The sequence below is a fragment of the Arthrobacter sp. FW306-1B-F12A genome, assembly GCF_058781865.1.
Window position 1 is genome coordinate 22,660 of record NZ_JBYSXD010000031.1, and the last position, 13,685, is coordinate 36,344.

At 65.4% G+C, this 13,685-nt stretch carries 12 protein-coding genes and 1 riboswitch; of the genes, 9 read left to right on the forward strand and 3 right to left on the reverse strand.

Annotation, left to right across the window (positions count from 1 at the left end):
* The first annotated feature begins 5 nt into the window (after window positions 1–5).
* The 6 genes from hutI (at window position 6) to AC3WJU_RS14970 (ending at window position 5,937) form a co-directional block, all read left to right on the forward strand.
* Window positions 6–1,229 carry an imidazolonepropionase gene (gene hutI, locus AC3WJU_RS14945; protein ID WP_492260223.1) on the forward strand — a complete coding sequence of 408 codons (1,224 nt, stop codon included), beginning with the start codon at window positions 6–8 and terminating at the stop codon, window positions 1,227–1,229.
* Between the two features lie 215 nt (window positions 1,230–1,444).
* Window positions 1,445–2,362 carry an SIS domain-containing protein gene (locus AC3WJU_RS14950; protein ID WP_492260224.1) on the forward strand — a complete coding sequence of 306 codons (918 nt, stop codon included), beginning with the start codon at window positions 1,445–1,447 and terminating at the stop codon, window positions 2,360–2,362.
* An 8-nt stretch (window positions 2,363–2,370) separates the two neighbouring features.
* The gene (locus AC3WJU_RS14955) at window positions 2,371–3,321 is read left to right on the forward strand and encodes an ROK family protein (protein ID WP_284989754.1); all 951 of its coding nucleotides are present in this window, start codon (window positions 2,371–2,373) and stop codon (window positions 3,319–3,321) included.
* Window positions 3,318–4,286, forward strand: a complete 969-nt coding sequence (locus tag AC3WJU_RS14960; RefSeq protein ID WP_492260225.1) for a 1-phosphofructokinase family hexose kinase — start codon at window positions 3,318–3,320, stop codon at window positions 4,284–4,286. The genes AC3WJU_RS14955 and AC3WJU_RS14960 overlap by 4 nt, the downstream gene beginning before the upstream one ends.
* Window positions 4,283–5,122: a class II fructose-bisphosphate aldolase gene (locus AC3WJU_RS14965; protein ID WP_492260226.1), complete on the forward strand. Its 840-nt coding sequence runs from the start codon at window positions 4,283–4,285 to the stop codon at window positions 5,120–5,122. The genes AC3WJU_RS14960 and AC3WJU_RS14965 overlap by 4 nt, the downstream gene beginning before the upstream one ends.
* A 23-nt stretch (window positions 5,123–5,145) precedes the next feature.
* Window positions 5,146–5,937: a DeoR/GlpR family DNA-binding transcription regulator gene (locus tag AC3WJU_RS14970; protein ID WP_059387875.1), complete on the forward strand. Its 792-nt coding sequence runs from the start codon at window positions 5,146–5,148 to the stop codon at window positions 5,935–5,937.
* A gap of 16 nt (window positions 5,938–5,953) precedes the next feature.
* Here the strand turns inward: AC3WJU_RS14970 and AC3WJU_RS14975 are convergent, their stop codons facing one another.
* Entirely contained in the window at window positions 5,954–6,634 is a 681-nt protein-coding gene (locus tag AC3WJU_RS14975; protein ID WP_059387874.1) for a histidine phosphatase family protein, read from the reverse strand.
* Window positions 6,635–6,734: 100 nt separating this feature from the next.
* On the opposite strand from AC3WJU_RS14975, the gene AC3WJU_RS14980 reads away from it, so the two are divergent.
* Complete coding sequence (locus AC3WJU_RS14980) at window positions 6,735–7,499, forward strand: CPBP family intramembrane glutamic endopeptidase (protein ID WP_234750766.1); 765 nt, start codon at window positions 6,735–6,737, stop codon at window positions 7,497–7,499.
* A gap of 100 nt (window positions 7,500–7,599) precedes the next feature.
* Here AC3WJU_RS14980 and AC3WJU_RS14985 read toward each other — a convergent pair whose 3' ends face one another.
* Complete coding sequence (locus AC3WJU_RS14985) at window positions 7,600–8,238, reverse strand: VOC family protein (protein ID WP_028266517.1); 639 nt, start codon at window positions 8,236–8,238, stop codon at window positions 7,600–7,602.
* A gap of 246 nt (window positions 8,239–8,484) precedes the next feature.
* Here AC3WJU_RS14985 and AC3WJU_RS14990 point away from each other — a divergent pair, with 246 nt between their 5' ends.
* Window positions 8,485–9,801, forward strand: a complete 1,317-nt coding sequence (locus AC3WJU_RS14990) for a bifunctional o-acetylhomoserine/o-acetylserine sulfhydrylase (RefSeq protein ID WP_492260227.1) — start codon at window positions 8,485–8,487, stop codon at window positions 9,799–9,801.
* Between the two features lie 60 nt (window positions 9,802–9,861).
* Here the strand turns inward: AC3WJU_RS14990 and AC3WJU_RS14995 are convergent, their stop codons facing one another.
* Window positions 9,862–12,219: a S8 family peptidase gene (locus AC3WJU_RS14995; RefSeq protein WP_492260228.1), complete on the reverse strand. Its 2,358-nt coding sequence runs from the start codon at window positions 12,217–12,219 to the stop codon at window positions 9,862–9,864.
* A 215-nt stretch (window positions 12,220–12,434) separates the two neighbouring features.
* Window positions 12,435–12,550, forward strand: a riboswitch (SAM riboswitch).
* A gap of 13 nt (window positions 12,551–12,563) precedes the next feature.
* On the opposite strand from AC3WJU_RS14995, the gene metX reads away from it, so the two are divergent.
* The gene (gene metX / locus AC3WJU_RS15000) at window positions 12,564–13,685 is read left to right on the forward strand and encodes a homoserine O-acetyltransferase MetX (protein WP_492260229.1); all 1,122 of its coding nucleotides are present in this window, start codon (window positions 12,564–12,566) and stop codon (window positions 13,683–13,685) included.

Consider the following 13,685-nt stretch of genomic DNA (forward strand, 5'->3'; position numbering starts at 1 on the left):
GGTTCATGAGCGGGCAGACGAGCACACTGATCAGCAACATCGGCGAACTGATGACCCAGGACGCGGAGCATCGCGTCCTCAAGGATGCCGCCGTAGTAATCGAGGGTGAGCGGATTGCCTGGATCGGTCCGGCGTCGGAGGCTCCCTCGGCTGATGGGCACATGGACGCGGAAGGCCGCGCCGTGCTCCCGGGGTGGGTTGACTCGCACTCGCACCTGATTTTCGCCGGGGACCGGACCCCCGAATTCGAGGCCAGAATGGCCGGCCAGAGCTACAGCGCCGGCGGTATCGCCGTCACCACGGGCGCCACGCGCGCAGCGAGCGACGAGGAACTGACCCGGCTCGCTGCCGGGCGCGTGGCAGAAGCCGTTTCCCAGGGCACCACCTACCTCGAGAGCAAGACCGGCTACGGACTGGACCTTGAGAACGAGGCCCGCAGTGCCCGCATCGCGGCAGCGACCGTGGACGAAGTCACCTACCTCGGCGCGCACTTGGTCCCGGCCGGAGCCGACGCCGAGGAATACACGGACCTCGTCTGCGGTCCGATGCTCGACGCCGTCCGGCCGTACGTGAAGTGGGCCGATGTCTTCTGCGAGCGCGGCGCTTTCACCGAAGAGCAGTCGCGCCGCGTCCTGACCGCGTGCCGCGACGCGGGCCTGGGCCTGCGCGTCCACGGCAACCAACTGGGTGAAGGACCTGGCGTGCAGTTGGCCGTGGAGTTCGGTGCGGCCAGCGTCGACCACGTCAACTACCTCTCGGCGGCAGACATCGGGGCGCTCGCCGGGACCTGGAGCGGCTGGGATGCCTCCACCGGAACGGGCACGCGCGGCACGGTTGCCACTTGCCTGCCTGCTTGCGATCTCTCCACCCGCCAGCCGCTCGCCCCGGGCCGGGCACTGATCGACGCTGGGGTGCAGATTGCCTTGGCCGCGAACTGCAACCCCGGCACCTCCTACACGAGCTCCATCGCCTTCTGCGTCACCACGGCGGTCTTGCAGATGCGCCTAAGCGTCCATGAGGCTGTCCGGGCGGCTACGTATGGCGGTGCGCTTGCGCTCGGCAGGGAGTCAGGCAATGACGTCGACGGCGAACGGGCGGTGGGCTCGATCGCCGTCGGGCACCGCGCCGACCTGCACATGCTCAAGGCGCCGTCGGCGACCCACCTGGCGTACCGGCCCGGTATCCCGCTGACTTTCGCCGTGTGGCGGGCGGGCGTCCGCGCTGTCTAGCGGCGCCTCCGCAACGCTTCTCCCCACAGCTTTCGCAGCACAGGCAGGGCCTCTCCAGATGGAGGGGCCCTGCTTTTGCTTGGGCGTGTCCGAGGTGCCGCACGATCCTTGTGCGATTGAATATGATCGTTTAGTGTTTATATGGATCATAAAACGTCAAATGGTTGAGTGTTGAAGAGCGCGTCGAAGTAGCGCGGACAGGAATGGTAAGTGCGATGAGTAACAACACCCTCGGGGCCTTCATGGAAGAAGAGCTTGTTTCGCAGCCCGAGGTCTGGCAGCGGGCCATCGAGCAATCCAAAGCGGAGCACCTGCTTCCCGCCGACGGCGAGCGGATCGCCGTCGTCGGTTGCGGTACCTCATGGTTCATGGCGCAAAGCTATGCCGCCGCCCGCGAAGCCGCAGGCAAGGGCGTCACCGACGCGTTCGCAGCGTCCGAAGCCTTCCTCAATCACAACAGCGCGGGCCGCCAGTACGACGCCGTCATCGCCATTACCCGCTCCGGCACCACCACCGAGGTGCTTGAGCTCCTGGAAGCCTTGCGTGGAAAAGTCCGCACTATCGCGGTGATCGGCGACGTGAATTCGCCCATCACCACCCTTGCCGACGCCGTGATCGGCCTTCCCTACGCGGACGAGAAATCGGTGGTCCAGACCCGCTTCGCCACGACCGCCCTCGTGTACCTCCTGACGAGCCTGGGCATCGAACTCGGCACGGCAATCGAGGACGCCCGTCCGGCAGTGGCCGAGCCCGTTTCCCAGGAGTTGCTCGACGCCGAACAGTTCACCTTCCTCGGTACCGGCTGGACCGTTGGCCTGGCCCACGAAGCAGGCCTCAAGATGCGCGAAGCAGTTCAGGGCTGGACCGAATCCTACCCGGCAATGGAATACCGGCACGGTCCCATTTCCATCGCCGCCCCTGGCCGGGTGACGTGGATCTTCGGCACGCAGCCCGAGGGACTGGACGCCGACATGGGCCGCACAGGCGCCCTCTACGTCAACACCGGCAAGCACCCGCTCGCCGAGCTGGCACGGGTCCACAAGGTCACCCTGGAGCGGGCACGCGTGCGCGGCCTCAACCCCGACCTCCCGCGCAACCTCACGCGCTCTGTTGTCCTGAACGCCACGGCCTAGGCAATCCCATGGTTCTCGGAGCCGCTGAATCCGCAGTCCTGGCCTTCGATGTCGGAGGGACCGATCTGAAGGCAGGCCTTGTCGACACAGCCGGGAATGTCCTGGGTTTACGCCGCAGGGCTACGCCGCATGATCCTTTGCGGCCGGGCGAGGCGATCCTGGACGCCGTTGAGGCATTGGCCTCGGAATTTGCCGCTGAATTCCCCGCCCACCCGGCGAAGGCAGCATGCATTGTGGTCCCGGGAATCGTGGACTCCGACACCGGAGTGGGGATCTATTCGGCGAACCTGGGCTGGCGGAACTTTCCCTTTGGGGAAAAGGCCGCGCAACGCCTCGGACTGCCGGTCTCCTTCGGGCACGATGTCAGCACGGCCGCCGAAGCCGAATTCCGTTTCGGAGCGGCCCGGGATTTTCGCAACGTCGTGGTGATGGTGGTCGGCACCGGGATCGCCGCCGCTGTCATCTCCGACGGGTACCCGGTACGCGCAGGCGGCTTCGCCGGGGAACTGGGGCACGCCCTCGTTCCGGACCCCGACGGTCCGGGCCACACGATCCTCGAGGCCGTCGGCTCCGCCGGAGCGATCGCCCGGCGTTACAGCGACAAAGCCGGAACTCCGCGCGCCGGTGCCCGTGAAGTCCTCGAACGGGCCACGGCCGGCGATGCCCTTGCGGCCCGGATCTGGGCCGACGCCGTGGACGCCCTCGCTTTCAGCCTCAGCCAATGCGTGAGCATCATCGGCACCGAAGCAGTGGTAGTTGGAGGCGGGCTTGCCGAAGCCGGAGAAGGACTCCTGCAGCCACTGCGTTCCCGCCTCGATGAGCTGCTCGATTTCCAACGCCGGCCCATCATCATGCGCGCCCAACTGGGCCAGGATGCGGGTTTGCTTGGCGCCGCCATGAGGGCCCGGGCGCTGCTCCCGGCTGCGAAGGCCGCCTCCGGCACGGGGACGGGGCGATGAACGAGCCGATGAACCAGGCCATGAAACGGGTCATCACCGTCACGCCCAATCCGGCCATCGACCTGAGCTACCACGTCGCCGGGATCACCCCCGGAGCAAGCCATCGTGTTGCCGCGCCCCTCAGCCGCGCCGGCGGAAAAGGCCTCAACGTTGCGCGCGTGGCGCACCAGCTGGGCCATCCCGTGCTGGCACTCGCGCCCTGCGGCGGCACGGCGGGTGCCGAATTCGCTGCCGAACTCCTCAGCAGCGGCGTGCCGCATCGCCTGGTTCCAGTCGCCGCGGACACTCGGCGCAGCATCGCCCTCGTCGATACGGTGGGCGGCGAAACGTCCATCTTCAATGAAGAGGGCAGTCCCCTCCAACCGTCAGAATGGCAGGCGCTGGCCGCCGCCGTCGTCGACGCCCTGGACGGTCAAAGCGCGGGAGTGCTTGTCGGTTCCGGGAGCCTGCCACCCGGCGCGCCGGCCGACTTCTACCCGGCGCTGGTGCGCCTGGCGCACGACGCCGGGATTCCCGCCGTCGTCGATACCTCCGGTCCGGGGATCATCGCCGCCGCACGCGCCGGGGCGGTCCTCCTCAAGCCCAACAACCACGAGCTCCTCGAAGCAACAGGGGAAAGCAGCCTGGACGTAGCGGCAGAGTGTTTGATCGGGCTCGGGGCCAAGACGGTCCTGGTCAGTGCCGGCGCCGACGGCATGCTCGCGTTCCACCATGCCGCCCGCGGAGGGTACTGGGCCGCCCGGCTCCCGGAACCACTCAGCGGCAACCCCACAGGAGCCGGCGACGCCGGAGTGGCGGCGGCCGCCGTCGCGCTCGCCGACGGCATCACCGACATCCCCACGATCCTCCGCCGGGCAACAGCCTGGTCCGCCGCCGCGGTGCTCATGCCGGCCGCCGGCGAGATCTCGCCGCTCTACGCGGACCTCGAAGACCAACTCATTCTCAGCTGGAAGGAGACCCTGTGACGCTCGTCAGTACACGGGAACTCATGGACACCGCCACGGCCAACGGAATCGGACAGGGCGCCTTCAATGTCATCCACCTCGAAACCGCGGAAGGCCTGGTTGCCGGGGCGGAGTCGGCTGGTGTTCCGTTGATCCTGCAGATCTCGGAGAACTGTGTCCGTTTCCACGGCGGACTCGTACCGATCGCCCGGGGTGCCATGTCCATCGCCCGGGACTCTTCGGTGCCCGTGGCCCTGCACCTGGACCACGCCGAATCCGAAGAACTTGCCCTGCAGGCTGTCGACCTTGGCTTCGGATCCGTCATGTACGACGGCGCGCACTTGCCGTACGACGCGAACGTCGAAGTCACGCGTCGGGTCGCCACCTACGCCCAGGACCACGGGGTCTACGTCGAGGCCGAGCTCGGGAAGGTGGGAGGCAAGGACGGTGCCCATGCCCCGGGGGTCCGCACCGATCCGGCCGAAGCCCGTTCCTTCGTGGAAGCCACCGGCGTCGACGCCCTCGCCGTCGCCGTTGGTTCCTCGCACGCCATGACCGAACGCAGCGCAGCCCTGGACCTGGTCCTGATCACCCGGCTCAAGGAAGCCGTCCAGCTGCCGCTCGTCCTGCACGGGTCCTCCGGCGTAGCAGATGAAACGCTGGTGGCGGCAATCCGGGCCGGTATGACTAAGATCAACGTATCCACACACTTGAACGGGTTCTTCACCCGCGCCGTCCGTGAGTACCTGGATGCCAACCCTTCCGTGGTGGACTCCCGCAAGTACATCAAGGCCGGACGTGACGCCCTGGTGTTGGAAACCGCACGTCTGCTGACGCTGTTCGCGAAAGTGAACTAGTCCCAATTTCCGGAAGGTTCGTGATGACCCGCAACGATCGACTGACAGCCATCCTTGATCTCCTCGCCGAGTCAGGGCATGTTGAGGTCGAGGATATCGTGACCCGCTTGGCCGTCTCGCCGGCGACGGCCCGCCGTGACCTGGACAGCCTCGCCAAGCAGCGGCTCCTGAGCCGAACCCGCGGGGGTGCGACCACGGGATCCGTGGCGTACGAACTTCCGGGGCGCTACAACAGGGATGACCACGCCGAGGCCAAGCAGCAGATTGCCTTGGCCGCTTCGGAGCTCATCATGCCCGGGGCCGTGATCGGACTCAGCGGCGGCACCACCAACACGGCTTTGGCCCAGGTGCTTTCCACCCGCGAAGACCTGAACGCGCCCTCCAACCGGCCCATGCTGACGGTGGTCACCAACGCCATCAACATCGCAGCCCAGCTTGCCGTGCGCCCCAACATCAAGATCATGGTCACCGGCGGCATCCTGAACCCGCGTTCCTACGAACTTGTGGGGCCCTACACCGATGTCATCATGCAGAAGGTTGCCTTGGACATCGCCTTCATCGGGGTCAACGGCGTCGATCCCAAGATCGGGCCCACCATCACCGACGAGGGAGAAGCCATGGTGAATACCGTCATGGCCCGGCGTGCCACCGACTCCTATGTCCTGGCCGACTCCACGAAGATCGGCAAGCGTGCCTTCGCGGCAATGGCAGGGTACGACTTCCGGCGGCTCATCACCGATTCGGGCATCACGGCAGAAGACAAGGCTGCGTTTGAAGCAAGCGGCACCGAAGTGATCGTGGCCAAGGACGACTAGCTTCGATAAGTGCCCGTCAGAAGACCATCGGGGGAGCGTTCAGCACGGTTTCATCGGTGCTGCGCTGCACCCACTGGCTGAACGGCGTGTCCAGATCGTACTTGTCCTGGTCGTTGCGGATCAGTGTCCGTAGCTCCGCGTTGCCCGGGTTGTTGAGCGATTCGAAGTACTCCACCGACCAGTGGAACCACCGCATGCAGAAGAGCCGCATGGTGAGGCCATGGGTCACCAGCAGGGTGTTGGGCGCGTAGTCGGGTTTTTCCCAATGCCGGTACAGGGTTTCCATGAAGGACGAAATCCGGTCGTACACATCGGAGCCTGATTCGCCCTCGCGGAACCGGTAGAAGAAATGCCCGTAGAGGTTGCGGAGCTCCTTCTGGTCCCCGATGTCTCCGGCGATCTGGAAGTTGGCCCAGTCCTGTTCACGCAGCCGGGGCTCCTCGATGACTCTTTCCGTGAGGCTGCCCAGATTCAGTGCCTCAAGGGTCTGGTAGGCCCGAAGGTACGGAGAGACGTAAACGCATACGGGTTCGCCGTCGAGCTTCCTGCGCAGCGCCTCACCCGCAGCCCGTGCCTGCTCTACGCCAAGCTCCGTCAACGGGATGCGGTAATCGGGCACACGGTTGTAGATGGAAGTGTCGGCGTTGGCGGCGGACTGGCCGTGCCGGATCATGAAGATTCGTGCTGGCGCGCTCATCCCACCAAGCATAGGCTCAGGAGTGGCCCGGCCCGCGCAGGCGGACACTGGTGGACCCGGCTCACGGGAAACCTCAGGCAAATGAAGGCAAGATAGGAGCATGCTCCTAGCCTCAACGCGCCGGTTGCGCGCCGAAGTACTGATCGTCCTTGGCCTGTCCCTGGGCCAATCGGCCGTGTACTCCGTGGTGCAGTTGTTGGACAAGATGACCCAAGGGCCTTTGGCCCATGCGACGTCCACGCTCAACCGCTCGCAGAGCACGCGCGAGTACTTCGATCTCACCTACCAGCTGCTGGACATCGCGTTTGCCCTGGTCCCGGTGGTGTTGGTCTTCTACTTCCTGTCCTTGCACCGCCAAACCGCGGAGAGTCCCTCGGGCTTCACCCGGCTGGGCTTCAACTTCGCCCGCCCGGGCCGTGACGCGTTGCAAGGACTGGGCCTCGCCGCGCTGATCGGGATCCCGTCGCTGGGCCTCTACGCGGCCGGCCGCGCCCTCGGGATTACGACGGCGATCATCCCCAGCGGCCTGGACTCCTACTGGTGGACAGTGCCCGTTCTGGTCCTCTCCGCGGTGCGGCACGCGGTCGTCGAAGAAGTCATCGTGGTGGGCTACCTTCTGGACCGGTTCGGGAAGTTCGGGTGGAGCACTCCGCTGGCGATCGTGCTCAGCGCGCTCCTTCGCGGCAGCTACCACCTGTACCAAGGCTTCGGGCCCTTCATCGGCAATGCCGTCATGGGCCTCGTGTTCGGCTGGATCTACACCAAGACCAAAAGGGTCATGCCGCTGGTGGTGGCCCATGCTCTCCTGGACATCGTGGCGTTCGTCGGCTTCAGCGTCTTCGGCAAGGCAATCGGGCTGGGCTGAGGCGCGTTAAAAGGTTTCGGCCGCCACTGCGGGGTGACGTCATTGGCACCCGCATATGGCGGCCGAAGTTTTTCCCGGGCACTCCTGGCCCGATGGTCCGTCAGATGGTGACGGCTCCGTTGGCGGTTTCGAACGTTACCGACATGATTCCCGGCGTTCCGTGCGGAGCCATCCATTGGACTGCAACGTCCTCGAGAGGCTTCTCCACGGGTTCCCCTAGCCACTCGGTGACACGCTCCGCGGAGCCGGCGATGGTGAGGCTGGACATCTTGACGTCGCTTGGGTAGACGAGGGACGGGTGAAGTGCAGGGTCGCCCTCCCACCGCAGCAAGTAGGGAACCTGGGGATCGGCGATGAGCCCCAGGATGCCGATTTGCGACCAGACGAGTTCGCGGCCGTCCGGGAACTTGCGGTTGCCAGGAACGGCGGCGCGTCCAAGCCGCTGTTCGAACGGGCTCAGGTCGTCCACAGCGACGCACCAGCCCATCCAACCACCTCCCGCGGCGGAGCGTGCACGGACGGCTTGTCCAAAAGGTGCCTTGTCGGATGCCGGGTGGTCAAGGACCTCGACAACTTCCAGGTATTTGTGGTCAGCAAGGGGAATGATCATGTTCCGGGTACCGAAGCGCGGGTGCACTCCGCCCCGGACTGCGTCCACTCCCAATGCTGCGGAAATCCGCTCGGTGGTGGCCAAAAGGCCATCTCGTTCACAAGCGTAAGAGACGTGATCCATGCGCATGGCTTCATCTTGGCACTTTGTGATGGAGCTCTCAGCTAAGTCAAGCCTAACCAAGGTGGGATGTATCGAAAAGGCAGCTCAGAGTCACTTCAGGACGCGCCGGGACCGAAAACTACTGTGTTCGTCACAAAGCTTCTTGAGCCCGCAACACCATCCCTAGACTGGCGGCAACCGAACACCGGCAGGCTGAATACTTCGGCCCGGCAAGCTGAAGCACGGCAAGAGCCCAGACAACCAGGAGTCCGCATGTCCCAAGGATGGTCATTCGAAACGCGCCAGATCCACGCCGGCCAGGAGCCGGACTCCGCCACCGGAGCCCGGGCACTCCCCATCTACCAGACCACCTCGTTCGTGTTTCCCAGCGCGGAAAGCGCTGCCAACCGCTTTGCGCTCGCCGAGCTGGCGCCCATCTACACCCGGATCGGCAATCCCACGCAGGATGCGGTGGAACAGCGCATAGCGAGCCTGGAAGGCGGCGTGGCCGCGCTCCTGCTGAGCTCCGGCCAGGCCGCGGAAACGTTCGCCATCCTCAACGTCGCCGAGGCCGGCGACCACGTGGTGGCCAGCCCGAGCCTCTACGGCGGCACCTACAACCTGCTGGCCCACACGCTGAAGAAATTCGGAATCTCGGTCACCTTCGTCGAGGACCCGGACAACCTCGACCACTGGCGCGAGGCCGTGCAGCCAAACACCAAGCTGTTCTTCGCCGAAGTCGTCTCCAACCCCCGCCAGGACGTTTTGGACATCGAAGGCGTCTCCCGCGCCGCGCACGAGGCTGGAGTCCCGCTCGTCGTGGACAACACCCTCGCCACGCCCTACCTGATCCGGCCCATCGAGTGGGGCGCTGATATCGTGGTGCATTCGGCCACCAAATACCTGGGCGGGCACGGATCCGCCATTGCCGGTGTCATCGTGGACTCCGGCAACTTCGATTTCGGCAAGGACCCTGAGCGGTTCCCCAACTTCAACACCCCGGACCCGAGCTATAACGGCCTGGTCTATGCCCGCGACCTCGGCAAGGACGGTGCCCTCGGCGCGAACCTCTCCTACATCCTCAAGGCCCGGGTCCAGCTTTTGCGCGACCTCGGCTCGGCAGTTTCACCGTTCAACGCTTTCCTGATCTCCCAAGGAATCGAAACCCTCAGCCTGCGGGTGGAACGCCACGTGGACAACGCCACCAAAGTGGCGCAATGGCTGGAAGGGCGCGACGACGTCGAATCGGTCGCGTATGCGGGGCTGCCTTCCAGCCCGTGGTTCGAACGAGGACGGAAGTACGGGCCCCGGGGAACCGGCGCCGTGGTGTCCTTCACCATCCGGGGCGGGATCGACGCCGGCAAGCGCTTCGTGGACGCCTTGGAGCTGCATTCCCATGTGGCAAACATCGGCGATGTCCGTTCCCTGGTCATCCACCCCGCGTCCACGACTCACAGCCAGCTGACCCCAGAACAGCAGTCCGTGGCCGGCGTGAGCCCGGGACTGGTGCGGCTGTCTGTCGGGATCGAGCACATCGACGACATCCTCGCGGACCTCGAGTCAGGATTCCGGGCGGCCAAGGGCAGCTAGGCCAGTCGCCGGTTCGTTCCGTGATGGGTCGCCCACTCCGATGGGCGCCCCATCTCGCGGTTAGCCCGCGATGTAGTACCCGGAAGTGTCGGCTATGAGCTGCACTGTGCCGTTGGAGTTGTTGGTGAAGGAAATCGTGCCGTCCGGAGCAACGGGCGTAATGGCGAAGTTCGGGATGATCTGTCCCGTCGCGTAGTTCACGTTCGAGGTGCTCGGCTGCGGGCTTCCTCCGGCGTAGGCGGTGATGAACCCGAACGACGTCGGGTTGGCCACGGTGATGTTCATCGCGACAGCGGAAACACCGGACGCTGGAATGCCACCCTGTCCCGCGATCTTGACGTTGATGGTCTGTCCGGGGGCAACAGGTCCGTTGATCCCGCCGGTGCCGTTACGGGTATCCAATTGCCGGAACGGGGCCTGCGCGGAAAACGCACCGGCGGTTGACGGTGTGCCCGCAAGGTAATAGCCCGAGGTGTCCGCGATGATCTGGACGGTTCCGCCGGAGGTGTTCGTGAATGAAATCGTCCCGTCGGGAGCGACCGGCGTAATGGCGAAATTCGGAACGATCTGTCCCGCCGCGTAATTCACGTTCGAGGCGTTCGGTCGCGGAGTCCCGCCTGCGTAAGCGGTGATGAAGCCGAACGACGAGGGATTGGCCACCGTGATGTTCATCGCGACGGCGGAAACACCGGAAGAGGGAATACCGCCGCGGCCTGTGACTTTGACGTTGATGGTCTGTCCGGGGGCAACGGGTCCGCCGACGCCGCCGGTGCCGTCACGGGTATCCAGCTGCCGGAACGGGGCCTGGGCGGAGAACGTCCCGGGAGCGGGCGACGCGCCAGGCGTGAGGGAGTAACCGGTGATGTCGGCGATGAGCTGGACCGTGCCGTTGGAGCTGTTCGTGAAGGAAATCGTGCCATCCGACCCCACCGGCGTGATCGCGAAATTCGGGACGATCTGCCCTGGGGCAAAATTCAGGTTCGAGGTCGCCGGACGATTTGTTCCGCCGGCGTACGCGGTGATGAAGCCGTTCGACGTCGGGTTGGCCACCGTGATGTTCATTGCGACAGCGGAAACTCCGGAAGCCGGGAGGCCGCCGCGTCCAGCAACCTTGACGCTGATCGTCTGTCCGGGGGCGACCGGCCCGTTGACGCCACCGGTCCCGTCCCGCGTGTCAAGCTGCCTGCAGGGGGTTGTAGCCGCAAATCCGCCCAACGGGTCTTGCGACGGCGAAAAGAGCGACGGGCTGACGTACAGCAGCCGGTTAGGCATGCAGTTTCCGGTCGACTGGACTATTCCGGCTGTTGCGCCGACGGTCAACGTTGCCGAGACCTGCGCGGGGCTCCACGAGGGATGCATGGCGAGGAGCATCGCGGCCGCTCCTGCCGCATGCGGAGAGGCCATCGAGGTTCCGTTCAGGACAGCCGTTGCGGTATTTGACGTCTGCCAATCCGAGGTGATCTGGACTCCTGGTGCGTACAGGTCGACGCAGGGACCGTAGTTGGAGAACGATGCCTGCCGGTCGAAGCTGTCGCTCGCGGCCACCGTGATCGCGGCAGCCACGCGGCTGGGGGACAGCGTGCACGCGTCCGTGCTGGAATTGCCGGCCGCCAAGGTGACGGTAATGCCGTTATTGATCGCGCCCTGGACAGCGTCGTCCAGGCTCTGGTTCGCAGGTCCGGAGAGGCTGAGGTTGGCGACGGCGGGTTGACCGGGCTGGTGCTGCTGGACCATCCAATCGAGGCCGGCTATGACGTCGGAGGAGTATCCCGTACCGTCGCAACCAAGGACCCGCACCGGCACGATGGTTGCCGACTTGGCCATGCCGTAGGTGCTGCCGGCCGTGATGCCTGCTACGTGCGTCCCGTGGCCGGCGTCGGGCATTGCCGGATCGGTGCAGGGGGCATTGGCGGGCTGCCCCGAGAAGGCACTCCACCCCGCGGTCACCCGACCGCCGAAGTCCACATGGGTGCCAAGCACCCCGTTGTCCACAATGTAGACCTGAACCCCGGCGCCGCTCGAAGGCGGGGTGTAGCTCCCGGACAAAGGGAGGGTGCGCTGATCGGTCCGGTCGAGGTTCCAGGGTGCCGGCGCTTGGGTGTCCGAAATCCGCACCGGCATATCCCGGTCCACCGATACAACCCGGCTCGACTTCGCCAACTCAGCGGCCTTCGCTGGCGTCGCCGTGACGACCGCGGCCTTCACGGCATGCGTGAACGTCTTGTCCACCGAGACTCCCTGGGAGTGCAGCTCCGCGGCCTTACCGTCAACGTCGGTGCCTTCGGCGTAGTGGACCACGTATCTGTCTTCGCCTGCTGCCGGAGTCGTGTCGGCGTGCGCCGGCAGCGGCACTCCCACGGTGAAACCTGATACCAGCAAGAACAGGGCTATCGGAACGACGCCGGATGGCTTTTTCACGAGCTTCAATCTTCCTGTGACGCACAGTGGCGGCGGAGACATCCGAAGGATGCAGACTGCTGCGCCCAATTCTATCTCCAGTCACACAGGCATCACCCGTCTCTTCAATTTCAGACATCTACAACCCCGGCTTCGTGAACAAAACGCGGCCAAGTGTCACAAAGCTGTCATAATCTTCGTCAGAAGGGGTCCGGTTTTCCTAGACTCTTCCCATAGGTCATGAGTGCCAGCGACAGCCCCGGCTTGCTGGCCGGCAACCCTCCTTTCGCGGCGGGGTGCCCCGGGTGAAGACCTGGCCCTTCGCTGTGTTGGCGGCGGGCAAGCGCGATGTGAGGTGTCGACGAATGACAATTGCTGCAACAGCCATACCCCTTTCAGGTACCCAGGACGGAACCCTCAAGTATGTTTCCGTAGGAGGGCTCGAACTGGAGGCCGGGGGTTTCCTCCCTGAGGTCGTCCTTGCGTACGAGACCTGGGGCCGGCTCGACGCCGACGCTTCCAACGCCGTCCTCGTGGAGCATGCACTGACCGGCAGCACCCATGTGGCCCGTGGCGAGAGCGACGAAGAAGGCTGGTGGGAGCAACTCGTTGGTCCCGGCGCCACCATCGACACGGACCGCTACTTCGTGGTCTCCGTCAACATCGTGGGAGGCTGCTACGGCAGCACCGGGCCGTCGTCGAGCGCTCCCGACGGCAAGCCGTGGGGCTCCCGCTTCCCGCTTGTGACCTTGCGGGACAGCACTGTAGCCGAAGCCCGGCTCGCCGACGCCTTGGGGATCCACAGCTGGCACACCGTGGTGGGCGGGTCCATGGGCGGTGCCCGCGCACTGGAATGGGCCGTCAGCTATCCGGACCGCGTCAAGCGATGTGCCGTGATTTCGATCGGGGCGTACAGCACTGCCGAACAGATTGCGTTCGCGCAGGCCCAGACGCTCGCCATCCGGCAGGACGCCGACTTCAAGGGCGGCGACTACTATGGCCAGGCCGCGCCCGAGGCGGGGCTGGCCCTCGCCCGGCGGATCGCCCACATCACCTACCGTTCGGCGGATGAACTGGACTTCCGCTTCGGCAGGAACGCCCAAGGCGGCGAGGCGCCCCTGCAGGCTGCGGCCTTAGGGGACCGGGGCCGCTACCAGGTGGAGAGCTACCTCGACCACCAGGGACGAAAGCTGGTCCAGCGCTTCGACGCCAACAGCTACATCGCCATCACCGAGGCGCTCATGAGCCACGACATCACTCGCGGCCGGGGCTCGTTGGAGGACGCGTTGTCCGTGGCCACGGCGAAGTTCTTCGTTGCCTCGGTGGACTCGGACCGGCTCTATTTCCCGGAACAATCGCACGAGCTGGCCAAGGCCTTGCCCGGAGAAGTCCCCGTTCATGTGATCGAGGCGCCCATCGGGCACGACGGTTTCCTCACCGAGATCGGCCAGCTCGGCCCCCAGCTGCGGGAGGCGTTCTTCGGCTGA

Bases quoted from the DNA above. Each gene is read 5' to 3' on its own strand.
- AC3WJU_RS14955 (WP_284989754.1), top strand. From the start codon at position 2,371: ATGGTTCTCGGAGCCGCTGAATCCGCAGTCCTGGCCTTCGATGTCGGA.
- AC3WJU_RS14980 (WP_234750766.1), top strand. From the start codon at position 6,735: ATGCTCCTAGCCTCAACGCGCCGGTTGCGCGCCGAAGTACTGATCGTC.
- metX (WP_492260229.1), top strand. From the start codon at position 12,564: ATGACAATTGCTGCAACAGCCATACCCCTTTCAGGTACCCAGGACGGA.
- AC3WJU_RS14990 (WP_492260227.1), top strand. From the start codon at position 8,485: ATGTCCCAAGGATGGTCATTCGAAACGCGCCAGATCCACGCCGGCCAG.
- AC3WJU_RS14970 (WP_059387875.1), top strand. From the start codon at position 5,146: ATGACCCGCAACGATCGACTGACAGCCATCCTTGATCTCCTCGCCGAG.
- AC3WJU_RS14960 (WP_492260225.1), top strand. From the start codon at position 3,318: ATGAACGAGCCGATGAACCAGGCCATGAAACGGGTCATCACCGTCACG.
- AC3WJU_RS14985 (WP_028266517.1), bottom strand. From the start codon at position 8,238: ATGCGCATGGATCACGTCTCTTACGCTTGTGAACGAGATGGCCTTTTG.
- hutI (WP_492260223.1), top strand. From the start codon at position 6: ATGAGCGGGCAGACGAGCACACTGATCAGCAACATCGGCGAACTGATG.
- AC3WJU_RS14975 (WP_059387874.1), bottom strand. From the start codon at position 6,634: ATGAGCGCGCCAGCACGAATCTTCATGATCCGGCACGGCCAGTCCGCC.
- AC3WJU_RS14950 (WP_492260224.1), top strand. From the start codon at position 1,445: ATGAGTAACAACACCCTCGGGGCCTTCATGGAAGAAGAGCTTGTTTCG.